Source organism: Microcoleus sp. PH2017_09_SFU_O_A (assembly GCF_020738625.1).
Taxonomy (GTDB): domain Bacteria; phylum Cyanobacteriota; class Cyanobacteriia; order Cyanobacteriales; family Microcoleaceae; genus Microcoleus.
Genome location: NZ_JAEQCF010000086.1, coordinates 1 through 24,628, shown reverse-complemented (window position 1 = coordinate 24,628; position 24,628 = coordinate 1). Strand labels below are relative to the sequence as shown.

General features: G+C 45.0%; 18 protein-coding genes. 15 read left to right on the top strand and 3 right to left on the bottom strand.

Annotation, left to right across the window (positions count from 1 at the left end):
• Nucleotides 1-14 precede the first annotated feature (14 nt).
• From JGK16_RS26300 to JGK16_RS26275, 6 genes are all read left to right on the top strand, one after another.
• Nucleotides 15-1,862, top strand: a complete 1,848-nt coding sequence (locus JGK16_RS26300; protein WP_293185287.1) for an NFACT RNA binding domain-containing protein — start codon at nt 15-17, stop codon at nt 1,860-1,862.
• Between the two features lie 950 nt (nt 1,863-2,812).
• Nucleotides 2,813-4,735 carry a response regulator gene (locus JGK16_RS26295; RefSeq protein ID WP_293193126.1) on the top strand — a complete coding sequence of 641 codons (1,923 nt, stop codon included), beginning with the start codon at nt 2,813-2,815 and terminating at the stop codon, nt 4,733-4,735.
• 415 nt (nt 4,736-5,150) lie between these two features.
• Nucleotides 5,151-9,593, top strand: coding sequence for a PAS domain S-box protein (locus tag JGK16_RS26290; RefSeq protein ID WP_293193125.1), 4,443 nt, complete (start codon nt 5,151-5,153; stop codon nt 9,591-9,593).
• Nucleotides 9,594-9,726: 133 nt separating this feature from the next.
• Nucleotides 9,727-10,113 (top strand): response regulator, encoded by a 387-nt coding sequence (locus JGK16_RS26285; protein ID WP_293185282.1) that lies wholly within the window; start codon nt 9,727-9,729, stop codon nt 10,111-10,113.
• A gap of 113 nt (nt 10,114-10,226) precedes the next feature.
• Nucleotides 10,227-10,694: a response regulator gene (locus tag JGK16_RS26280; protein ID WP_293193124.1), complete on the top strand. Its 468-nt coding sequence runs from the start codon at nt 10,227-10,229 to the stop codon at nt 10,692-10,694.
• 550 nt (nt 10,695-11,244) lie between these two features.
• On the top strand, nt 11,245-11,499 hold the full coding sequence (locus JGK16_RS26275) for a hypothetical protein (protein ID WP_293193123.1): 255 nt from the start codon (nt 11,245-11,247) through the stop codon (nt 11,497-11,499).
• A 66-nt stretch (nt 11,500-11,565) separates the two neighbouring features.
• On the opposite strand, the gene JGK16_RS26270 is transcribed toward JGK16_RS26275, so the two are convergent.
• Nucleotides 11,566-13,725, bottom strand: coding sequence for an iron uptake porin (locus tag JGK16_RS26270; protein ID WP_363319258.1), 2,160 nt, complete (start codon nt 13,723-13,725; stop codon nt 11,566-11,568).
• A gap of 335 nt (nt 13,726-14,060) precedes the next feature.
• Between JGK16_RS26270 and JGK16_RS26265 the strand changes: the two genes are divergently transcribed.
• The 8 genes from JGK16_RS26265 to JGK16_RS26230 all read left to right on the top strand — a co-directional run bounded on the left by JGK16_RS26265 (nt 14,061) and on the right by JGK16_RS26230 (nt 21,658).
• Entirely contained in the window at nt 14,061-15,218 is a 1,158-nt protein-coding gene (locus JGK16_RS26265; protein WP_293193121.1) for a glycosyltransferase, read from the top strand.
• 271 nt (nt 15,219-15,489) lie between these two features.
• Complete coding sequence (locus JGK16_RS26260; protein ID WP_293177969.1) at nt 15,490-16,221, top strand: sugar transferase; 732 nt, start codon at nt 15,490-15,492, stop codon at nt 16,219-16,221.
• A gap of 227 nt (nt 16,222-16,448) precedes the next feature.
• Entirely contained in the window at nt 16,449-17,480 is a 1,032-nt protein-coding gene (gene gmd, locus JGK16_RS26255) for a GDP-mannose 4,6-dehydratase (RefSeq protein ID WP_293193119.1), read from the top strand.
• Between the two features lie 538 nt (nt 17,481-18,018).
• Nucleotides 18,019-18,963, top strand: a complete 945-nt coding sequence (locus JGK16_RS26250; RefSeq protein ID WP_293193118.1) for a GDP-L-fucose synthase — start codon at nt 18,019-18,021, stop codon at nt 18,961-18,963.
• Between the two features lie 223 nt (nt 18,964-19,186).
• Nucleotides 19,187-19,681: a DUF4365 domain-containing protein gene (locus tag JGK16_RS26245; RefSeq protein ID WP_293193117.1), complete on the top strand. Its 495-nt coding sequence runs from the start codon at nt 19,187-19,189 to the stop codon at nt 19,679-19,681.
• A complete protein-coding gene (locus tag JGK16_RS26240; protein WP_293193116.1) occupies nt 19,678-20,220 on the top strand; it encodes a hypothetical protein in 543 nt (180 codons plus the stop codon). Before JGK16_RS26245 ends, JGK16_RS26240 begins: the two co-directional genes overlap by 4 nt.
• 73 nt (nt 20,221-20,293) lie before the next feature.
• Nucleotides 20,294-21,118, top strand: coding sequence for a peptidoglycan-binding protein (locus JGK16_RS26235; protein ID WP_293193115.1), 825 nt, complete (start codon nt 20,294-20,296; stop codon nt 21,116-21,118).
• 282 nt (nt 21,119-21,400) lie between these two features.
• A complete protein-coding gene (locus JGK16_RS26230) occupies nt 21,401-21,658 on the top strand; it encodes a hypothetical protein (protein ID WP_293203484.1) in 258 nt (85 codons plus the stop codon).
• A 133-nt stretch (nt 21,659-21,791) separates the two neighbouring features.
• Here JGK16_RS26230 and JGK16_RS26225 read toward each other — a convergent pair whose 3' ends face one another.
• Both JGK16_RS26225 and JGK16_RS26220 read right to left on the bottom strand, forming a co-directional pair.
• Nucleotides 21,792-22,250 (bottom strand): hypothetical protein, encoded by a 459-nt coding sequence (locus JGK16_RS26225; RefSeq protein WP_293193114.1) that lies wholly within the window; start codon nt 22,248-22,250, stop codon nt 21,792-21,794.
• 154 nt (nt 22,251-22,404) lie between these two features.
• Nucleotides 22,405-22,890 (bottom strand): hypothetical protein, encoded by a 486-nt coding sequence (locus tag JGK16_RS26220; protein WP_293193113.1) that lies wholly within the window; start codon nt 22,888-22,890, stop codon nt 22,405-22,407.
• A gap of 247 nt (nt 22,891-23,137) precedes the next feature.
• On the opposite strand from JGK16_RS26220, the gene JGK16_RS26215 reads away from it, so the two are divergent.
• Nucleotides 23,138-24,538 (top strand): NB-ARC domain-containing protein, encoded by a 1,401-nt coding sequence (locus tag JGK16_RS26215; RefSeq protein WP_293193112.1) that lies wholly within the window; start codon nt 23,138-23,140, stop codon nt 24,536-24,538.
• Nucleotides 24,539-24,628 lie beyond the last annotated feature (90 nt).

Below are 24,628 nucleotides of genomic sequence, written 5' to 3'. Positions count from 1 at the left end.
AAAAAGAGGCCACCGTGCAACCCGTAGACTTTACAACATTAACCGCAGCTTGCAGCGAACTGCGAACCCAATGGCTGCCAGCGCGCTTAGAACAAGTCTACCAGCGCGATCGATTCACAGTGTCCCTGGCCCTGCGAACCATGAACCAACGCGGCTGGATAGACATTTCATCCCATCCAGCAGCCGCCCGCATCTGCGTCGGCGACTCCCCGCCCCGAATTCCCGACACCTTCACCTTCAGCGAACAACTGCGACACCAACTCAGCGGTTTAGCCTTAGTTTCCATCGCCCCCGTGTCCCCTTGGGAAAGAGTCATCGACTTGCAATTCGCCAAACGCCCCGGCGAACACGCCCTCTGGCATCTCTACGCCGAAATCATGGGTAAGTACAGCAATGTTATCCTCACCGCCGAAGACAATCTCGTTGTCACCTGCGCCCACCAAGTCAGCGCCAAACAGTCCAGCGTGCGTCCCATCCAAACCGGGCAACCCTACGAATTGCCCCCGTCTTTGACGGATGCAGTGCCAAGTGCGATCGAATCTCTCGATCGCTGGAAAGAACGAATTAGCCTGGTTCCCGGGCAATTAAAGACCAATCTGTTGAAGAATTACCGAGGGTTGAGTAAAGTCTTAGTTGTATCGATGATTCGATCGGCAAATCTCGACCCCGAACAATCCACCGACAGCCTAAATCCCCACCAATGGCAGCAACTATTTCATCGCTGGCTGTACTGGTTGCAATGTCTAGAAAACTCCAAATTTCAACCAAGTTTTACCCCCGAAGGCTACAGCGTCATCGACTGGCCAAAACCAGACGAAAAAGAAACAAATCCCGAAAACAAATCTAATTCCCCTCTTCCTTCTTCCTTCTATTCAGAAGCTGAATCTGCCAACGAATCTAACTCCACTCTTCCTTCTTCCTTCTTGCCTCTTCCTTCTTCCTTCTCTTCCGTTCAACAATTACTCAACAGTTACTACACAGGCGAAATCAACCAACAAGTATTTGCCCAACTGCGGCATCAACTAACCCAAAAACTCAACAACGTCCTAGCAAAACTGCGCCTCAAAGCCAACACATTTAAAGAACGCTTGCAGCAATCAGCAGATGCAGACACTCACAAATCCCAAGCCGACTTGTTAATGGCAAACTTGCAGCATTGGAAACCGGGAATGAAATCAATTTCTCTCCCAGACTTTGAAACCGAAAAACCAGTAATTATTCCACTAAACGTGGAAAAAAACGCCGTTCAAAACGCTCAAGCAATTTACAAAAAACACCAAAAACTTAAAAGAGCTCGCATTGCAGTAGAACCGTTGTTAGCAGCAGTACAAGAAGAAATCGACTATTTAGAACAAGTCGAAGCCGCACTTTCGGTATTAGAAGCCTACCGCAACACCCAAGATTTGCAAACCCTCGCCGAAATCCGCGAAGAACTGATTCAGCAAAAATATCTAGTTGTATCAGATTACCGTGGCAGTGACAAAAATGCTGCGATCGAATTTCACCGCTACCAAACCCCCAGCGGCTTTGAACTATTAATCGGGCGCAACAACCGCCAAAACGACCAACTCACCTTTCGTACAGCCAACGACTACGATTTATGGTTTCACACCCTAGAGATTCCCGGAAGTCACGCCTTGCTGCGCCTCACACCCGGTACAGTTGCTGAAGAAACCGATTTGCAATTTGCGGCAGACATGACTGCATACTACAGTCGCGCCCGCCACAGCGAACAAGTTCCGGTGGTTTATACAGAACCGAAATATGTGTACAAGCCGAAGGGTGCGAAGCCTGGTATGGTTGTGTACAAGCAAGAGCGAATTGTCTGGGGTCGGCCGCAGCAAGCCCCGGCAGGTTCGTAGTGAGGATTTCACTCCGCATCCAATAACAGAGGACTGAAGTCCGAACGATCAAACATAAAAATCTGTCTCCAATGTAACGTTTTATTGCAAAAAATAAATTTTCTTGCTAAAATACCGCTGAAGAGGGATGATATTGCTCTTGTAACCCGCTGCAAAGAAACGTGCAACTTGGGTTTCCTCACTGTGAGAAAAACACTGTGGGAAAAAACACAACGGATTTAACTTTTTGTGCAGACCAGCTTTTGCTAAAGCTGGTCGTTTCTGTTTAAACTTAGAACTACAAGACGACTTATTCCATAAATCTTTGCTGGATCCGGCAACCGCAGATGTCAGGCAGATGAACACGGATTAACGCAGATGCTTTTTAAGAGAGGAAAGTGAATGAATGCAATTGCTCGTCTCACCTCTGATTGTACAAATTTTCTGTAATTTACGATCGTTTTTCCTCTTGCACTGATTCCCAGACTATCTAGAAATTCATCTGCGTTAATCTGCGTCAATCTGCTTTAAATCTGCGGTTTTCGTATTACTCAAAAATTTATACAATAAGTCTAAACTACAATTAGTTAGTGCGATCGATCGCTTCTTCTGAAAAATTCGCCCTAAAAAAGAACTATTACCTATTGACTTTGCTCAACTTCCGGGGTATATTTTAGATAATGGAAGTGGTGACTTAAAATTTAATTCTGCCAATATTTCCATTATTTAATTATACTTGATTGAATGCTCGCAGTCAAGGTGTGAACCCTAAAAAAAAAAGGCAATTTTTTTTAATACAATCAATTAAAATTAATCTGACCCACAACTAATTCTCCCTTAGCATGAATAAATTATCAATAAGTCCGATCGCCCGAATATTCTAAAATTCAAACCTACGATCGAATGAGAAGAAAAGCCAATGCCTTACACCACCAGCCTTGAGCGCATCGGAATTGCACCCTACAACCACAATGAACAAGTCTCCGATCAGAATTCTGCTAGTAGAAGATGATACATTACTGAGTGCGACACTGGCAAAGGTGTTGGAAGCAAATGACTACACGATCGATCGCGCCAGCGACGGACAAGCGGGCTTAGACTTGGCAACATTGATTGAGTACGACCTGATTTTGCTCGACGTGCAGGTTCCGAAACTAGATGGGATTAGTCTGTGCCGGCAACTGCGATCGCAAAACTACCGCAAACCGATCCTGTTACTGACAGCAAACGATTCAGATGCCGATGTGGTAGCAGGGTTCGACGCCGGAGCCGATGATTACATCAACAAGCCTTGCGGTACGGAAGTATTGCTAGCAAGAATCCGCACATTATTGCGGCGCTCTAAAGCAGTTTCTCCTGGGAGTTTTGCTAAAGACTCATCCACTACATTGACTTGGGGAAATCTTTGTTTAGACATGGATTCAGGGCGAGTAACCTTTGGCGAACAACTTATTTCACTGACAGCCAAAGAATACAACCTGCTGGAATTGTTTATGCGAAATCCCGATCGCATCTTCAGCCGCAGCGCCATTCTCGATCGCCTGTGGGGATTTGACGATGTACCAACCGATCGCGCCATAAACACTCATATTAAGGATATCCGAAAAAAACTCAAAGCAGGCGGCTTGACTGAAGAAATGATCGAAACAGTTTATGGCATGGGCTATCGACTCAAGCGAAGTCCCCAATCCGCACCGCTGCTTTCAAACAATTCTAGCACCAACAGCACCAACAAACAGAAATCTCGCGCTGGAGATCCGTCTGCGATTGACAAAGTGCTAGAGCGGTTTCGAGGAGTATTTCAGCAACAAATTGCCGTCTTGTCGGAAGCAAAAACCGCTATGATTGCCGGAAATTTGGAACTCGAATTATATCGAGCCGCTAAGCATGAAGCGCATAAATTAGCAGGCTCTATGGCATCCTTTGGGTATCCAGAAGGATCGAAATTAGCGCGATCGGCAGAGCATTTACTAATCTCCGTTAGCCCAGTCAACGCCTGTGGTGTTCTTCGCCCTTTCACTGCTGAAGAAATCACACGATTTTCGGAAGTAGTGACAGGATTAGAGCAGGAATTAGCCAAACCAACAGTTACGTCAACCAATTCACCAGTGCCTACCGCGGTATGTCATCGAGTGCTAGTAGTTGACGATGATACTGCTTTGACGGAATCCTTAAAAGCAGAATCCGAAACTTGGAAAATTCGGATGAAAATTGCTCCGAATGTCGCTGCTGCCCGATCGCGCTTGGCTATGTCAATGCCCGATCTGATTTTAATAGATTTAAGCTTTCCCGACACAGAAGAAGATGGATTGACGCTGCTGCGAGAACTCAACGAGCGATCGCCCAACCTGCCCGTAATTGTATTTACAGGGCGCGACAGTTTGGGCGATCGGCTAGCAGTATCTCGCCTAGGTGCCAAACAATTTTTACACAAACCTGCCACCACCGACCAAATTTTTCAAGCCATATCCCGTATCTTAACCAAAACTAAAGCCCCGCAAGCCAAAGTATTAATTGTTGACGACGATCCTGCTATTTTAGCTCACTTATCTGCACTGCTAATACCTTGGGGTTTGCACGTGATAAAATTAACCGATCCTCAAGGATTTTGGGAGGTGCTGGTTACAACTTCGCCCAACTTAGTCATACTCGATTTGGAGATGCCACAAATTAGCGGGCTAGAGTTGTGCCAGGTGGTGCGGCAGGATACGCAGTGGGGAGATTTGCCAATCTTAGTTGTAACTGCTCACACCGATGCAGATTCCCTCAGCCAAGCCTTTGTAGCCGGAGCCGATGACTTCATTACCAAACCAGTTCTAGGGCCAGAACTCGTGACACGGGTACTCAGCCGCATCAAACGCACCGCTCCGAACCTGAAGCCACGAAATACTTAAACTTACTAAAACCATTCATTCTAACATTTTTCGACTTTCTCAGTAATACCAAAATGAAAAAATCATGCAACATTATTAGTAGGGTAAACGAGTGTTGACAATTCACCAGAAATAATTGCTTGAAAGCCTCTGGGTTTGGCGTATAAATTAAAAGAAGAGCATTCATTACTCCAATCCTCGGACTGACCGGAAGAGGTTGCTGTCAACAGTCAACAGTCAACTGTCAACTGAATGAACTAGACTTACCTAGATGCTACAAACAAGGGGCGAATGGTTATATTTTGAAACAAATGGGGATCTCTACTTTGACCGAGACGATACACACTTTATTTCGATATTGGTTTGAATTTTCAATTTTACCAAAATTATCATAATCTGATTTTATTTATCACCACTTTCAAAAACATTAAATAGTATGGAAGACATCGACAAAACTAAAGACAAACTGATTGCTGAATTAGAGTTGTTGCGCTCAGAAGTGGCGGCTCTCCAGCAGGCCCGACGATCGCAATCCGCAACTGGGCTACCACCGACAGCATCGGCAGTGGCAACCTTAACCCTCCCGGACTCTCTGGGTTTAGCCACCCGCCCTGAAGCAACTGGCCAATACACCATTCTGTTCGTAGACGACTCAGAAGTCGATCGCGCTACCTACCGCCGATTTTTGTTGCAAGATAGCGATCGCACCTACAATATTGTCGAATTTGATAACGGTGAAGATGCGCTGCAATGGTGTCAGCACGAGATCCCAGATATTTTGCTACTAGATTACTATTTACCCGATATAGATGGGTTAGAGTTGTTGGAGGAACTGCTGCAACAGACTGGGCGAAATACGCTTCCTGCGATCGTGCTTACAGGGCAGGGAAATCTACAAATGGCCGTTGATTTACTCAAAAGCGGCGCTCAGGATTATTTACAAAAAAGCCAGATTACCCCAGAAGTTTTGCAGCGTTCCATTAGCTATGTTCTGCGACACAGCCAACTGATGAGAGAACGGGAATGGCAGCGACAGCAACAGCAAATCCTGGCTAAAACAGCACTTGCTATCCGCGATTCCCTGAAATTAGAAGATATTCTCAACACCACGGTAACAGAAATTAGAAATATTCTGCTCTGCGATCGCGTAATTATCTTTCAATTAGCCCCAGACTTGAGCGGCAGGGTTGTGGTAGAGTCAGTTGGTTCAGAAGCGAGACCAATCCTATCCACTCAGATACACGATCCTTGCCTTAGTGAAAGCTATTTTGAACGCTTCAGACAAGGCTTAGTCACCGCTAAATCAGATATTTATAGGGCACAAATTGCTCCCTGTCACCTAGAATTTCTGACAAATCTCCAAGTCAGGGCAAATTTAGTCGTGCCGATTCTCCAAGGTGAAAATCTTTGGGGTTTGCTAATTGCTCATCACTGCGTTGCGCCGCGAGAATGGCAAGCTTCAGAAATAGAATTGCTGCGACAGTTGTCTGCACAAGCTAGTATTGCCATCCAACAAGCTGATTTATTGGAACAGCTACAAACCGAACTTAGAGAGCGCAAACAAGCAGAACTAACATTAGAGGAGACTCAGGAAAAACTGCAATTGTTCATCAAATATGCTCCCGCCAGTATTGTGATGTTCGATCGCTCTATGTGTTACCTAGCCGCCAGCCAGCGATGGGTTGATGAATTTGAGATCGATGACCTAGGATCGATAATTGGGCGATCGCACTACGAGCTTTTTCCCGATCTGCCTCTTCATTTGAAACAAAGCCACCAGCGCGGTTTTGCAGGGCTTGTTCAGAAATGCGAAGAAGATAAATTAATCTATCCAGATGGATCGCAGCAATGGTTCCGGTGGGAAGTTCACCCCTGGTATCGCAGCAATGGAGATGTTGGTGGCATCATTGTCTTTTCTGACAATATTACCGATCGCAAACAAGCAGAACTAACATTAGAGGAGACTCAGGAAAAACTGCAATTGTTCATCAAATATGCTCCCGCCAGTATTGTGATGTTCGATCGCTCCATGTGTTACCTAGCCGCCAGCCAGCGATGGGTTGATGAATATCTGCTCAATGACCTAGGATCGATAATTGGGCGATCGCACTACGAGCTTTTTCCGAATATTCCAGAGGAGTGGAAGCAATTCCACCAGCGCGGTTTCGCAGGTTTCATTGAAAAATGCGATGAAGATCGGTTTGTACACTCAGATGGCTCCCTGCAATGGTTGCGGTGGGAAATTCACCCCTGGTATCGCAGCAATGGCGATGTTGGTGGCATCATTCTCTTCACTGAAGATATTACCGATCGCAAACAAGCACAAATTGCCCTCCAACAAATCAATACCGAACTCGAAAAACGGGTAACAGAAAGAACAGCCCAACTCACCGAAGTCAACGATCGTCTGTTAGTTACCTTACTCGAAAAAGACCACGCCTATCAACTCCTCACAGAACAAGCACAACTGCTCGATCTCGCCCACGATAGTATTATCACCTGGGATTTAAACTCAGTCATCACCTTTTGGAATCAGGGAGCCGAGTTGATGTATGGCTGGACAAAAGCCGAGGCCTTCGGACAAGAATCGCACAGTTTGTTCAAAACGCAATTTCCGCAGCCATTGGCAGAAATTCAAGCAGAACTGTTTGAAACAGGTTACTGGGAAGGAGAACTAATTCATTACACTAGGGACGATCGCCAAATTACTGTATCTAGCCGTTGGGTTGTGCAAAAAGATGATGCAGGTAGACCAATTAAAATCCTAGAAATTAACAGTGATGTTACCCAGCGAAAAGCAGCAGAATTAGTCTTGCAGCAATATATCCATGAAGTAGAAGACCTCTACAATAATGCTCCCTGTGGCTATCACTCCCTGGATGCCGAGGGGACAATGGTTCGGATTAATGATACAGAACTAAAGTGGTTAGGCTATACCCGGGATGAACTGCTGTATAAAATTAAGTTTTTGGATCTGCTATCACCAGATGGCAAACAAGTTTTTTATGAAAACTTTCCCAAGTTAAAACAACAAGGCTGGGTCGAAAACCTGGAGTTCGAGATGTCCACTAAAGACGGCTCAAGCCGTTGGTTTAACCTGAATGCTACCGCGATAGAAGATGCAGCAGGCAACTTTATGATGACCCGCTCAACATTGTTTGATATCAGCGATCGCAAACAGAGCCAAAGAGAGCGAGAACAAGCTGAATTAGCCTTGCGAGAGAGCGAAGAACAGCGCCGATTAGCTCTAGAACAGAAATCCCGACAAGAAAGTTTGCTCTGGACTATTACTCAAGCGATTCGCCAATCTTTAGACCTCAAGGACATTCTGAATACTACCGTCACAGAAGTCAAGCAAACATTACAAGTCGATCGCGCTGCGATTTATCGTTTCACTCCCGATTGGAGTGGAGATTTTGTGGTTGAGTCAGTCGATCCGCAGTGGGTAAAACTGGTGGAATGCAATATTCAAAAAGCTTGTGAAGATGTCTACCTGCAAGAAACTAAAGGAGGTCGCTTCCGCAATCACGAAACCTTTGCGATCGCCGATATTGACGAAGCTGGACTTCATCCCTGTCACATCCAACTCTTGCAACAATTTCAAGCCAAAGCATATTTGGCAGTTCCCATATTTTCGGGAGAATTCCTCTGGGGATTGTTAATCATCTACCAAAATACTGCACCTCGCAATTGGCAATCTTGGGAAATTGAATTACTCGAACAGATTAGCAGCCAATTGGCGATCGCCATTCAGCAATCCCAACTCTACACCCAACTTGAACTCGAATTGCAAGAACGCCAACAAGCCACCGCCGTCATCCGAGAAGCCGAACGGCGCTGGCGATCGCTTTTGGAGAATGTGCAGTTGATTGTTGTCGGACTCGATGCGTCGGGAAATATCAACTACGTCAATCCATTTTTTGTCGGTCTCACAGGGTATACTCACGAAGAAGTTTTAGGCAAAAATTGGTTTGAAAACTTTTTTCCTAGCTCTAGTATAAAATCAACTGAAGCCGACTTCTTGCAACTCTTGACTCACAATGCTCATCCCTATTATCGAAATGTCATCTTGACCAAATCCGGCGAAGAACGATTCATTGCTTGGAACAATACAACGCTGCAAGATTCAGATGGAACCGTGATCGGCAGTATCAGCATTGGCGAAGATATCACCGAACGCAACAAAATCGAACAAATTAAGGATGAATTCATCGGCATTGTCAGCCACGAACTGCGTACTCCTCTGACAGCAATTCAAATGTCCTTAGGACTATTAAAAACTGGAATTTACGATAAAAAACCCGAAAAGTCCCGGCGCATGATCGAAATTGCCCTACTTGATACCAATCGTTTGGTAAACCTGGTGAATGATATTTTAGATTTGGAACGGCTGGAGTCCGGGCGAGCATTTCTCGATAAAACCCTTTGCAAAGCCGCAGATTTGATGCAGCAAGTAGTAGATGCCCTCCAGGCGATCGCCAATCAACACCAGATTTCATTAATTATTATCCCCACCGATGCAGAAGTCTGGGCCGCAGCAGATGCCATCCTCCAAACCTTGACAAATTTACTTAGTAATGCTCTTAAATTTTCGCCTGTCGGTGCCACCATTTACCTGAGTGCGGAAAACCAAACAGACTGCGTGCTGTTCCAAGTTCGCGATCGCGGGCGGGGCATTCCAGCCGATAAATTAGAACTCGTTTTTGGGCGATTTCAACAAGTCGATGCCTCAGATTCCCGCGAAAAAGGAGGAACCGGGTTAGGATTGCCCATCTGTCGCAGTATTATTGAGCAGCACGGTGGAAAAATCTGGGCAGAAAGTATTTTAGGTGAAGGCAGCACATTTTTCTTTACATTGCCCTTACCTGCGATCGAATAACTGTCACCTTCAATAAAGGTATGTTGTTGCGCTTCAGCGCTCTTTCATAATTTAGAGCGCTGAAGCGCAACTACGTACCTAACGCCCAGGACTCTCTAAAATCTAAAATCCCAAATCTAAAATCTCAAATCCCATGACTGACAGATTAATTTTAGTAGTTGACGATCAAGAACACCTCCGAGAATTGGTGCAAGCGTGTTTAGAAGATCTAGGCGGATGGGAAACGCTGGTAGCAGCATCGGGAGAAGAGTGTTTACAAATAGTCCAAACACAACAACCATCAGCCATTTTGCTCGATGTATCTATGCCGGGAATGGATGGATTTGCTGTGTACGATCGCCTTCAATCCGATCCCAAGACGCGATCGATTCCGGTGATTCTGCTGACAGCAAAAGTCCTGCCGAGCGATCGGGCAAAATTTGCCCAAATGGGCGTCACAGGCGTAATTGCCAAACCAATCCAACCCACCAGCCTGACGGTAGAAGTCGCAGAGATTTTGGGGTGGGATGAAGAATTTTAAGATTATTTGTCAAGTTTTGTAACGATAGTAAAATCTTTACCAATTCCTTACCGTGGTTATCTAGGCTTCCGGGATACAGCTAAAAGCTCTTAGCATAAGAGGAGACTACATGAATGCTTTTTCAGTTATTCAATGATGTCACGCAGTATCTCGAATATCAAAATCAAATGAAGGCTTTGGAAGTGGTTGCTATGACCACCAAAACAATTTTACTGATTTACAAAGAACCAAATATGCAGGAAGTAGTAAAAGCTTGTTTAACCGACTTAGGAGGTTGGAACGTGCGAGTTGCCAATTCAACCCTGGAAGGCTTGCGACAAGCAATACTCTATCAGCCCGATAGCATAATTTTGGATATTTCCACTGGCGCCATAGATGAATTCCTATTTCTCAAACAACTAAAAACACTGCCCACAACCCAAGCAATTCCAGTTGTGCTGCTAACTCTCAAAGCGAAATGGGTCGATCTACAACAGAGCTTGTTCCCACAAGATAAAATAGCAGCAGTGATTGTAAATCCCCTCGATCCAGCTATGCTGTCCGTTCAGATTGCTCAGGCCTTAGGCTGGGACTTACACTAAAATCTCACATCCCTCAGTCTGAGGATCGCATAGTTAGGACGGGCTAGAAGCCCATCCCACAAAAATCTTTTTTCTTGTGGGATGGGCTTCTAGCCCGTCCCAAAATTTGATTAAAAGGACTTTTGCAAGAGGTCTAATAAAAATTGTAAGTTATTTAATTCTCATTTTTTACTAGCCGTAGGGTGTGCCGCCACTCAAAATCCCTCGCCAAAAAATCAACAAATTCATAGCGACGCACCTCTGCGCGAGCTGAGTACAAACAACTCGGACATTCACTCCACCCAACAATTAATTAGGTTTTAGCAATACTTGACAGAAAGGGAATGACTTACTGCATAAGAGTTTGGAGCTTCCCTCAACCTGCATTTTTTAACAAGTCTAACTATTTATTGTTGCGAAATATTTCAAGTTAACTCAATTCCTTAACAACCTTATTTTTTTTACCAAATCTTTACTTTTCACTTTTACAGTCATGGTGTTGGTGTTTCAAGCCAGGTTACAGCACTTTCCAACAACAGTGAAATATATCTGAGTTAAAAAAGAGGTTATTATGATAGACGACGCAAGCAGCTCAAATAAAATCCTCGGTCAAGTTAACCAGAATACAGACTGTCCCTGCTGCTCGAATCCGATGCTCCGTCACTTTCGCCAGCAACAAGTTTACTGGTTTTGTCGCGAGTGTTGGCAAGAAATGCCCGTCTACAATCTTAACCAATATTGTTCATTGCCATCTATAGCAACTCTCAATAAAGCATGGGTGCCACAGAATCTGAGTTTTTCAACCAGTTTGAAATTGGCGGCCTGAGATTTGAGATTAAAACTGCCAATCCCAAATCCCAAATCCCAAAGCCAAAAACCAAAAGGGCTGAGCCTAGAAAGTAAACGTAGTTCTCACCACCCCAATTACCAAATCAGAATTACTCTTATTGTGGTCAGGAGCAGTCAGCCAAATCACACCCGGAGTGATCGAAATATTGTCGCTCAACTTAAACTGATAGAACCCTTCAATGTGAAGAGAAGTATCCTTATCTTCCGGCAAAGTCCGATTAGTAGAACTTGTTACTCGCGGCTCCATACCTACCAGAAAGCCCGCCACATTTCCCTCTTTCAACAAATCGGGAAAAGCCACAGTAACAGCCCAGTTCCAGATTTTTTGGTCTCCGCGCTGCACAGAACCGGTAGGAGTAGCCAAGTTAGATAAAATGCGCTGGTTAGTGTAACCAGCCCAACCGCCAATTGCCAATCCAGGCCGCACTCTCCACGAAGCTTGGGCGCCGTAGGAATTGCTAGAAACTGGCAGATTATTGTCGCTGTCGATGCCGAAGGAACCGAGACGTACCGGAAAATTAGAAGCGTTGCTGCCCGTACCAGTGACGAAGTTGTAGGAATTGACGTAAGTTAAACCTAAAGCCATAGTGCTTGTCGGTTTGAAAGTCAACTGAGCCAAAGCGCCGTAAGAACCGTTGAACAAACCGTTACCCTGCGTCGGGCTTGCAGCGTTGCCGGCCAAATATCCCAAACTCAGCTCAAGTTTTTCTCCCAATTGCTGCCGCACAGCGATACCAGTACCCGCAGTCAAATAGTAAATCGGGTTGCGAGTGCCGAAGTTAGAAAGAGCACCGCTACCGCCATCTCCGTCAAAGTAAGGATTGACAGTGTTAGTAAAATCGTCAGCGGCACCGGCATTGGCTTCGAGAATTACAGTAGTGCTTTTGCCGAGGGGAAATTGGTAAAACAGCGCATCTAAACCGACTGTATTGCTAGCTGTTCCAAAAGGCCCGGCGTTAAACCGCAATTCCCCTTCAGCAGTTTTAGTATTATTAGTAGAAAACGAACCCAGATTCAAAACTTGCAGTCGAGTTCTCAGCAAGTCTTTACCAGTGAAACTCGTGTCAAAATTGAGACGAACCCTGCTGCCAAAAGCCGTGCTTCGATCGGCATCGCGGCCGTCAGCATCTTCTCCCCGGGCGATACCTGTCAATGCAAAGATTACTTCGCCGTTGAGTTTAGTCGTAGTCGAAAACTGATTTGCTTCTAATTCAGAGGTGCGCGCTTCCAAGGCATCGACGCGCCCGCGCAAAGTTGCCAATTCCGCTGCAAACTCTTCTTGCAGCTTTTGCACAGCAGCCAAATCTTCTTTTGTGGCTAAACCCCTGGTACCGCCTTTAATCAGCTCGTTGACTTTATCCAAACAGGCATTTAAACCCGCTGCAAACTCGTAGCGAGTCATCGCCCGGTTGCCGCGATAGGTGCCGTCAGGATAGCCGGCAATGCACCCGTAGCGCTCTACTAGGGATTGCAAAGCTTGGAATGCCCAATCGGTGGGCCGCACGTCGGAAAGTTGCGAAACGGAGGTTACTTGGCCGACTGCATCTTCGCTGCTGCCTTCTGCGCTGTATTGGTTGATTTGTTCTAAAACATTTGACTGCGCTGGAGGCTGGGCAATTGGAGCAGTTGATTGGGAAATCTGCTGGGGTTTTGCGGCTGCTTTGTCGGCGCTGACATTAGTTGGTACAGCGGGTTTTTCGCTGGAGTTGGCGGGCGCGACTGCGGGGATTTGCTCTGCGACAGGTTGCTCGGCATTTAAGTTGGCGGGCGCGACTGCGGGTTTGGTTTCGGTTAAGTCTGCTGCTGCAACTGCGTTGTTTTCCGGTGATGCGGCTGGTTCGGCAACTCGGGCTACTTTTGCTGCGAGATTGTTATTTTCAATAGTCTCAACAGTTAAGTTGTTAACTACTGACGCTGGTTCTGCCGTTATTGCTGCTATTTCAGGCTGTGCTGCCTCGGTTGCAGCACCTGCTAATTCCAATTGATTGGCTTGAGCTGCGGCAATTTCTACAGGTTGCTCTGCTGCTAGGGCTGTCGAAGATACGACTAAACTTGCTGCTAGTACAGCGGGACTTGCTAAAAGTCCTTTCCACAAAAATTTGGACATTTTTTCCTCACACCACGTTAGTTCGATCGCCCGTTCCACACATTTTGGCGATCGCAAATCACCTACAGTATTCCGCCTAATAGTATTATTTGTCAACAATCGGCGGGAAATTTCCCGCAGAGTGCGGTTTTGCTATTTCCGATTTGACAAAAACCCCGTTGCTCCCAAAAAATATTGGTTTGAAGCACCCAAAAAAATTCTTACAAATACCCGATGCTGGTGAGTTTCGAGTCCAAAATTTTAGACTTCTGTTCAAAATCCCAGATTAATCCGTGGAGTAAATCTAAAATCTAAAATCTAAAATCTAAAATCTACAATCGAGTCGCCTGCGTAGAAACACGGTTGATGGCTTGAGGGTGCGTAAGCGATCCCTCGGTAAGACTAATATTGACAGAACTGGCGCTCACAAATCGTTCGATCGACTACATAAAGTGAAAAAACTCAAATACGCCCTAGTTCATGAATGGTTGACGCCCTTAGCTACCGGCGGTTCAGAACTCGTAGTTGCCGAAATCCTCAAATACATAGACGCTGATATCTATGCCCTGATTGACTTTGAATCGGCGAATCCCGAAAGCTATCTGTTCGGGCGACAGATTGGCACGACATTTTTGCAGAATTTCCCCAAGGCCCGCAGCGGCGTGCAAAAATATTTGCCATTTCTGCCGATCGCGATCGAACAACTAGATCTGCGAGAATACGACATCATCCTCTCATCCTCCCACGCCGTCGCCAAAGGCATCCTCAGCAGTCCAGGGCAAATGCACGTCTGCTACTGCCACACGCCCATGCGCTACGCTTGGGACTTAACTTTTGACTATTTACGCAGCAGCAAAGCCGGACGGGGCATCCCGGGCTTGCTGACGCGATATTTGTTGCACCGACTGCGGCAGTGGGATGTAATTTCTGCCAACCGCGTCGATTATTTCGTCGCCAACTCCCAACACACCGCACGCCGAATTTGGCGGTGCTACCGACGGCGCGCCGAGGTGATTTATCCGCCGGTAAATATCGAGAGATTTTCCTTGATGCGGCAAAAACAAGACTTTTACGTGACAGTGTGCCGATTGGTAAGCTACAAAAACGTAAGTGCGATCGTCCAAGCATTCAATCAACTCGGGCATACTCTCATTGTCATCGGCACCGGGCCAGAATTAGAAATGATTCGGCAAATCGCCAAACCCAACGTGCAACTACTCGGCTGGCAGCCCGCCTCCGTAGTGGAAAAGTACATGGCAGAAGCGAAAGCCTTTGTCTATGCAGCTTGCGAAGATTTTGGCATCGCTTTAGTAGAAGCTCAAGCTTGCGGGACACCAGTAATTGCCTATGCAGCAGGCGGCGCTTTGGAGACAGTGCTCGACATTCGCCAACACCCTGAGACTGGGACAGGTTTATTTTTCCCCTCCCAAACCCCAGCAGCAATAGTCGAAGCTGTCGAAGAATTTGAGCAGTTGCAAGGCAAATTTGGGCCAGAAATGGCACGCTTGCGCGCCTCCCAGTTTGCCCCGGAAGTCTTTGAGCAGCGCTATCTAGCTTTTGTGGAACACTCCTATCAGGAATTTCAATCCGGTGATTTTACTCAGACTTGATATCAATTCCGGTTGCACCGGAATCAACATTGCCCGAAATGAGGAGACGGCAGTGCCGTGTCCCTACGGTGATTAATGTAGGGACACGGCACTGCCGTCTCCTCCATCATGTCTGAGTGCAACCGCCAACTGCCAACCGTCAACAGTCAACTGACAACAGTCAACTGCCCCTTTCCGCAAGAAAATTGAGTATTTGAAACATAATTCAGAGAACAAAGCGTCTTGAGGCCTTATGATCGTGACTGTGTGTGGTGTGAAGTGAAGGAGTAAGATGACTGCCGACAGCCAACTAATCTCCGGCAAGGTAATTCGAGCGATCGCAAGACGCGGTTTTGCGCCTGTCCTGCAAGGAGATAGACGCATAAGTCGTTCTCTAGAGAGACTCGACGGAGAATTTTTCAAGCGGTTATTTGACATTCTCTTTTCCTTATCGGTTCTAATCCTGTTTGCTCCGGTTTACCTGCTTTTGGCTCTCTCTATCGCCTTAAGCTCGTCCGGGCCTATCTTTTACGTACAGGAACGAGTAGGCAAAAACCGTAAAATGTTTTATTGCCTTAAATTTAGAACGATGGTGGAAAATGCGGACGACATATTGCTGGAAATCATGGAAAAATCTCCGCATTTGCGTCAAGAGTTTGAGGACAATTTCAAGCTTAAACAAGACCCTCGAATTACCTGGATTGGAAGATTTTTACGAATGACCAGTTTAGACGAGTTCCCCCAGTTTTGGAATGTATTAAAAGGAGATATGAGCGTCGTCGGGCCGAGACCTTTAGTTGAAGAAGAACTGCCGAGATACGGCCGTCACATCAACAAAATTCTCACCATCAGACCTGGAATTACAGGTTTGTGGCAAGTGTCCGGTCGCAACGACATTCCGTATCCCCGAAGAGTCCAAATTGACCTCTATTATGCCAATGACAAAAACCTTTGGATGGATATGTGGATTGTTTTCAAAACAATTGGAGTTGTGATTTTCCCCAAAAATAACGGCGCATATTAATTTTTTGTCCGCAGTCAGCCATCGGTAGTTAGTTTTGTTTGTTACTGACCACTGAGGCTGACTACTGACAGCAAGCGGCAAACTCTTTACTCAAACAAAACACTTCCTTGATGCCGATCGAAGAATTGTGAGTTAAGGTAGAGCTTGAGCATACGACGGGCAGGCAACAACAGCCTCTACCCTGAAAGTCCGAAGTGAATTAACACAGCCTGTCAAAGGAAAATCAGATGACGCAACGCAAGCGAGCGCTAATAACAGGTATTACAGGCCAAGACGGGTCCTACTTGAGCGAATTACTGTTAGAGAAAGGATACGAAGTTCACGGCATTATCCGGCGCAGTTCTAGTTTCAATACCGATCGCATTGACCATATCTATGTCGATCCTCACAGCGAGGATGCAAAGTTGTTTCTGCACTACGGCGACTTGACCGACGGCACTACTCTCCGCCGAATATTGGAACAAGTTCAGCCTGTAGAAGTTTATAACTTAGGCGCTCAATCTCACGTTAGAGTCAGTTTTGACTCACCGGAATATACGGTTGATGCCGTAGGGATGGGGGTATTGCGACTACTAGAAGCAATTCGGGACTACCAGAATCGCACAGGCATAGAAGTGCGGTTTTATCAAGCAGGTTCTTCTGAAATGTTTGGTTTGGTGCAGGAAGTTCCGCAGAAGGAAACAACTCCCTTTTATCCCAGAAGTCCCTACGCTTGTGCCAAAGTTTACGGTCACTGGCAAACAATAAATTATCGCGAATCCTACGGACTTTTTGCTTGTAACGGCATCTTGTTCAATCACGAGTCTCCGCGCCGTGGTGAAACTTTTGTAACTCGCAAAATTACTCGGGCTGTTGCCAGAATTGTCGTCGGCCAGCAGAAAAAACTTTATTTGGGCAACCTCGATTCCAAGCGGGACTGGGGCTTTGCTAAAGACTACGTGCAGGCAATGTGGCTGATGCTGCAACAAGAGAAGCCTGACGATTACGTAATTGCTACTAACGAAACCCATTCCATTAAAGAATTTCTAGATTTGGCCTTTACTTACGTCAATTTAGATTGGCAAAAATATGTGGAGTTTGACGAACGTTACTTGCGTCCGGCAGAAGTCGAACTGTTGATTGGTGATTCGACTAAGGCGCGCCAGCAATTAAATTGGGAACCTTCTGTAACTTTTGAGCAGTTAGTGCATTTAATGGTAGATGCTGACATGAAATCGCTCAAAAAGCAAGAACGAGGTTCTGGCAACGGATTTGATTGATCCACAAAACTAAACCGTCAGTCGATTTTAGATTTTGGATTTTAGATTTTAGATTTTAGATTTTAGATTTTGGACTTACTCCACAGATGAATCTGAAAGTTGGAACTCTTAGTCTAAAATTTTTGACACTCCCCGAATCCTGTCAGGGACTTGTATCCGTTCCCGGGTGTGGTGACTGCTAACAATTTGTATGGGTAGTGTCCCGTCTGTTACCCGATTCGCGCATCGGGGCATTACCCATACAAACAGTTCACAAGTGATGAGAGGATTGTTGTAGCTATTAGTGCGGGCATTCCAACAACCAGCTTAACCGATCGCCAAATTTTCGGCTGTGCGGGCCAACAAAAACATTAAAACGTTGAGGACTGGAAACCCATAAATCTCACGTTCAGATACAAACGGAGCAATTTTCCCCTATCTGGGACAGCTAAAACTGACTTGTTAGCGCCTGCTGTAGCGGAAAGCTTTTTTGCTAAAGTAACAAATTTAGACTGGAAATTGTCGATCGACCTTTATTGAAAATCCCGAGGATAAAATTATGACAAGCTTGGATTTAAGCAACAAACGCATCCTAGTCACGGGCGGCGCCGGTTTCCTCGGCCGTCAGGTAATCGACCAATTAGTCAAAGCAGGCGCGGATGCTGATAAAATTTCAGTTAGTCGATCGATCGACTGCGACCTCCGCGTCATGGAAAACTGCAAGCGCGCCGCTAACCAACAAGACATCATCATACACCTCGCAGCCCACGTCGGCGGCATCGGTTTAAACCTCATCAAACCGGCAGAACTATTTTACGACAATTTGATGATGGGCGCGCAACTAATCCACGCAGCCTACGAAGCAGGAGTCGAAAAATTCGTCTGCGTCGGCACAATTTGCGCCTATCCCAACTTAACCCCAGTTCCCTTCAAAGAAGACGACCTCTGGAACGGCTATCCAGAAGTAACCAACGCACCCTACGGAATAGCAAAGAAAGCCTTATTAGTGCAACTGCAATCCTATCGCCAGCAGTACGGATTCAACGGTATCTATTTGCTACCAGTTAATTTGTACGGCCCAGAAGATAACTTCGATCCGAAAAGTTCCCACGTCATCCCAGCATTAATTCGCAAAGTCCACGAAGCCCAAGAAAGAGGAGACAAAACACTACCAGTTTGGGGCGATGGTAGCCCCAGCCGCGAGTTTTTGTATTCCACAGATGCCGCGCGCGGGATTGTGATGGCAGCTCAATCTTACAACGAATCTGACCCAGTTAATTTGGGAACAAATAGCGAAGTTAAAATTCGCGAGTTAGTAGAAACGATTTGCGAATTGATGGGATATGAGGGAGAAATTGTTTGGGAAACAGACAAGCCGAATGGTCAGCCGCGCCGTTGTTTGGATACCCAAAGGGCTAAGGAAAGGTTTGGTTTTGTGGCTGAGGTGGAGTTTAAAGAAGGCTTGAAAAATACGATTGATTGGTATCGAAAACACGCGGTTTAAGTCTGAAAAACCCCGGTTTCTTGAAGGAACCGGGGTTTTTTACATTTTATTTATAAAACTCGGCGGTTGAAACCGCTACTACACAAACAATGTCCGCCTCCGCGGACTAAGAATAAGAAATTATACCAATCGATCGCCTTTCGGGTAGAACTCTCCTACAATAATTACTTGTGGAACACCTTTATTGTAAAAAATATTATTTTCGCAAGATGTTTATTTTAGAATGGAACTGAACCAGCAGAAAGAACTTTTCAGCAAAGCTTATGTACGTGCCGTGGCAGCCGTGGCAGGTTTCTCGATCGATCTGTTAGAATTAGACTTCGACAGCATCGACCTACAAATCACGGCTGCCAGCGGTGACGGAAGCGTTTATTTTCCAGAGTTGAAGTTACAATTAAAATGTACTTCAAGGGACGTGATAGACGGCGACTACATCCGATATCCGCTCAAAGTCAAAAACTACAATGATTTGAGAAGAAATGCCCTAGTACCTCGAATCTTAGTTGTAGTTTTAGTACCAGAAAATCTAGAAGACTGGTTGCAGCAGTCAGAAGCGGAACTGTGTATGAGAAATTGTGCCTACTGGATGTCATTGCGGGGACAGACAGAAACACAAAATATAGCAAATGTGACTGTTTCTTTACCCCGCAGCAATCAGTTTACAGTAGAAGCTCTTAAGTCAATGATACAGCGCATTAGCGAGGGAAGTTTGCCATGAAAGTAACTGTAAGAGATAGTCACATTCTGAAAACAATTGAGCCAAATGTGTTGGAGAAATACTTACAGATAAATGGCTGGCATAAAGCTCGTAAATTTTATGAGGGATTCATTTGGATTAAGAAAAATTCTGTGAGTCAGGAGGGGGAAGTATTGGTTTCACCTCACCAAGATTTTGATGATTTTGCAGAGGTGATGTGTCGAAACTTAAAAGCACTAGAAGTTATAGAAAATCGCTCTCAGCTAGATATTCTCAGCGATTTAATCACTGCTTTACCTAATGTTGCAATCTCGGGATGGATTAATAAAGTGTATGGGGCAGAATCTCCAGACCAAATTACATTAATGGGATTTGTGGTGGGGAAGCTAAGAAAAATTCATCTGGAATTGCCGGAAGCAGATTATCAGTTGGCCCTCAAGGCTTATGAAGCCCGATCGCCTGTCACCTGTTTTGGTGATTTAATTAAAGAAAATGACGGTTTCGTGTTAAACAATCCGCGCGATTTTGCTCTGCTGAGTGAGGCAGAATTAATCTCATAGTTTGGGAGATGCTGGTTGTGGTACAATATCAAGCAAAAATTATTGTGCCGATCGCATTACAGGAAAACAGGTTGTGCAAACTCTAAAATTAGGTGCATCGGGTTCCGATGTTGTGAAACTTCAAAAACGCTTGCTGGAGTTAGGGTTGAATCTAGGGAGTGCTGACGGCAAGTTTGGGCCAAAAACTGAAGCATCCCTCAAACAGTTTCAAACCAATCAAAAATTTTTGGCAAACGGCATAGCAGGCCCGGAAACGCTAGCTGCTTTGTTCCCTGGGGAACCTTTGGGCTCGTCACTTTTATCATACAGGGCGATCGAGCTAATCTTAGAATTCGAGGTCGGCGGCGGGCGGCTATATTACGAAAAGCTGTTGCAGCGTCCAACTTGGCCGGAAGGAGCATCGGGAATTACGATCGGCATCGGTTACGATCTAGGTTACAACACAGTAGAAGTTTTCAACCAAGATTGGCAGAAATTAGGGGATGTTGAGCAACAGCGTTTGAGTAAGTGCTGCGGGTTGACAGAGGATGCAGCAAAAGAACGTTTAGCTAGTGTTAGAGACATCATTGTTCCCTGGGAATTAGCATGGGAAGTTTTTAATGTTGTCACAGTGCCTAAATTTTACAATCTGACAAAAGAAGCATTTCCCGGTTTTGAACAATTGCCGGCAGATGTTCAAGGAGGATTGGTAAGTTTGGTGTTCAATCGCGGCACGAGTATGCAGGGAAACCGCCGCGTGGAAATGCGTGTTATTCGCGATTTAATTACGAAAAAAAATGTGAGTAAAATTCCCGAACAAATCCGCAAAATGAAACGAATTTGGCTGGGAACGAGCATTGAAAAAGGGATGAACAGACGACGGGATGCGGAAGCAGATTTAATTCAGGAAAGTGCTTAAACAGTTGACAGTTGACAGTTGACAGTTGACAGTCGATCTGTGGTAGGGGCGATGCCCCTGTGCCCGCCCTCTTAATTGACAGTTGACAGTTGACAGTTGACCATTCAACTACGATCGAGGCACCGCATTTGACAGTTGACACCGAGGTTTTTCAACTGTTTTGATATAATAGAAATACTTTGACTGAAATCATCCAAAATTAACATTCACAGAAAGCCCATGATTGTCGATCGCACCCAAAATTATATCTTACCTGAACAGTCAAAGTAACTGATAATTATCATGTTATCTTCCGCACAAAACCTTGTGGAACAAATCACTGATTGGGAATTTATCGAGTTGTGGGTAGATCCGATTGTTTTCCCGCCTCGGATTCTAATGTTAGTGGGTGGCAAAAATAGTAAGTGTTGTATTTACGATCCATCAGCTAATTATAAACTGCTGTTTTTAGGTTCAAGTTACGATGAGGCTCACTCGTGGCTACTGGAAGATGAATATGAGCGAGTTGATGGTAGGCTTTTAGCCTCGGAAATAGTTTGAGTGAAGAATAATTAGGGCGATCGCACTTCAGTGAAGGAAGGGCGATCGCTCTCAAAAATGATGTAAAATAAAGGGCGTTAACAAAGCACCCTAAAAATCAAACTCACTTATTAGATAAATCCACATCTGTTTGCTAGGGGAGACCATTACAAGGTAAAGCAGGAATTGAGCGTCCGTTACTTCTAAGTTCGTCTAAACTGGCTTGAAGCTCTGCTAATCCACACAAAGCGCGTGGACATCGATCGGCTAATGCTTGGGTAATATTGGAACCCGTGCATTTGGCATTTCGCACTCTGATAACTGATGTGCCCTGATTTGGACACGGTGCCCAGCGTCCTGGGTTATAGTAGAAACAAAAAGTCTGCCCGGTATCGGGATTTTTGTATTTTTGTGCATCTACCTGTTCCCAAGGGCTACCCTGTGGTTGTCCATAACCCTGCGCTAAGATTGTTAACTTATTATCTGTAAAGTTTTGATTAGTGACTGTAGTGGGTGCTACTAGCTTAGCATTAGCCATTTGAGTACCTTTAAGGATAGCCCCACTGATAGTAAAAAGAGCTGCGATCGCTAAAATTCCTAGTTTTTTGTTCATTGCTTTAGTAACCAAATGATGTGTGCAGAAATAATTTAAGCTTGTAATAACATAAGGACGATCGCACTTCAGAAAAAGAAAGAGCGATTACCCGCAGCGATGCTAAGCAGGAAGTTCGCTGACTTTTGAACAAATGTAATGGCACCCTGATTTATTAATTCGATTGGATATTGCTTGTACGAGGAGATTGTTGTTCATCCTGTGTGTTTTCTATTCGTTGTACGATCCTTCCGGCTGATTCGCACTTATCCTTTACTGCTCCTAGAGCAAAGATAGCCTTACTTTGGTCATCTTGATATGAGATTGCCTCCAATACACCTTTTAGGCAGCCGCTTACCGTCTGAGTCTCTGCTTTAGCTCGCTGAAGTTCGCCTTGTTTTTGAGCAATTTGACTTTCGCGATCGCCAGAAGTTTCACGAATATCTTTGATCTCTTTATCTTTCTCATTGATCTCTTTATCTTTTTCCTCGCTCTGTTTTTTAAACTCGTCTCGCTCCTTTTGAGCTTGTTGTAACTGAGTTTGAGTGCTAACTAGCTGATTATTCACATTCGAGTAGGCAACAATGCCACCGATCCCCATGATGACAACAATACCAAGCCCAAGACTAACGATAGCAATAGTATTATTACTGCTACTCATAATTCTCCCTCCTACAGGAAGTTTTTTGATTTGTTATAGCTATACAATTGACTGTTAAAAGTACAGTTGTGCTTGTAAATATAGAATATTTTCGTGTCAATATTCAAGTTATGTCTAGTCATAAAAAGTCAGGAAATGTAATGAGTTTTACAAAGCCTTATCCCATTAAATGTCAGATTTAATCATTTCTGCTATAAAATGTCATAAAAAGTATGATACAATAACTAAAATTCCCACAAGCCGACTAATGGACGTTCAAGAAGTCTTGAGATTTGCCGACGAAATGGTTTTCGCCAAAACAGGAGAACACTTGGACGATCTGCAAAAAGCTATCCTGCTGGGTGTATGGAAAGGTCAAAAACACTCTACAATCGCAGAAGAATCCCATCGGACTGAAGGTCATGTCAGAAATGTAGCCTCTGAGTTATGGCAAATCCTTTCAGAGGTATTTGGTGAAGAGGTTAATAAATCAAATTTAAAAATTGCTATGGAGAGGTGGCGATTCTCCATTGTTTCATCAAATTTCGCGAAAGACTTTGCACAAATTAATAACATCAATGTTTGTGGAGACACTTTGCAACCTCCCGAAATTCCAAAAGATCGATCGCCCTCCAAGCCCACCCCAGACACCTCAAAACCCCAAACCAGACTAGACTTAGCAGATGCCCCTCATATTTCATTATTGTACGATCGCACATCCGAACTCGCCACCCTCGAAAAATGGATTGTCCAAGAAAAGTGCAACCTCGCAGCCATATCAGGACTCAGCGGCATCGGCAAAACCGCACTTTCCCTCCACCTCATCCCACAAATTCAACATCACTTTGACTGCGTAATTTGGCGAAGTCTCCGCACCTCTCCACCCCTCGCAACCACCCTAAAAAACCTGATTCAATTTATCGCCAATCAACCAGAAACCGAATTACCAGTCAGCATTGGCGATCGACTTTCCCTGTTAATGGAATATCTGCGAAAAAACCGCTGTCTCATCATCCTCGACGACGCGCAAACTCTCCTCAGCAACGGACAACTCGCAGGAAATTACCGCCCAGACTGCGAAAATTACAGCATCCTCTTCCGACAAATCGGAGAAACAACCCACAACAGTTGTTTGATCCTCCACACTTGGGAAACCCCCAGAGAAATTACCGCATTAACAGGCGAAAATTCACCAGTTCGTACTTTACAACTCAAAGGCATAGGTACAGATGCCACCGAAATTTTCCGACAAAAAAGTTTACTAAACCCCGAAAAATGGGAAAACCTAATTAATGCCTACCGAGGCAATCCATTGTGGTTAAAAATAGTCGCCACCACCATTCAAGAAATATTCCGAGGCAGGGTTGCAGATTTTTTGAAATATGATATGGTATTCCTAGGGGAAGAATTGGCAGCAGCATTGCACCCGCAGATCGATCGCCTGTCAGAATTAGAGAAAAAGCTCATTTCCCGCCTCAGCCTCGAAGCAAATTCAGTTTCGATAGAGCAATTGCTACAAGATGCCGATTTATCGCCCTCGGAGTTGTTCAACGGGCTGCAATCTTTGGGGAGGCGATCGTTAGTTGAAATTGAAGAAATTGAGAATGAAACGCTATTTAGTGTTTGTCCTGTGGTGAGACAATATTTAATATCAAATCCAGTTTGTTGATACTTTCTACTTTCCCACAGTCCGGCAGGGGTTTAAACCCCTGCCTCAAAGCGAAAGTCGGTTAAAACCGACTACAGAGTTTGATGCAAA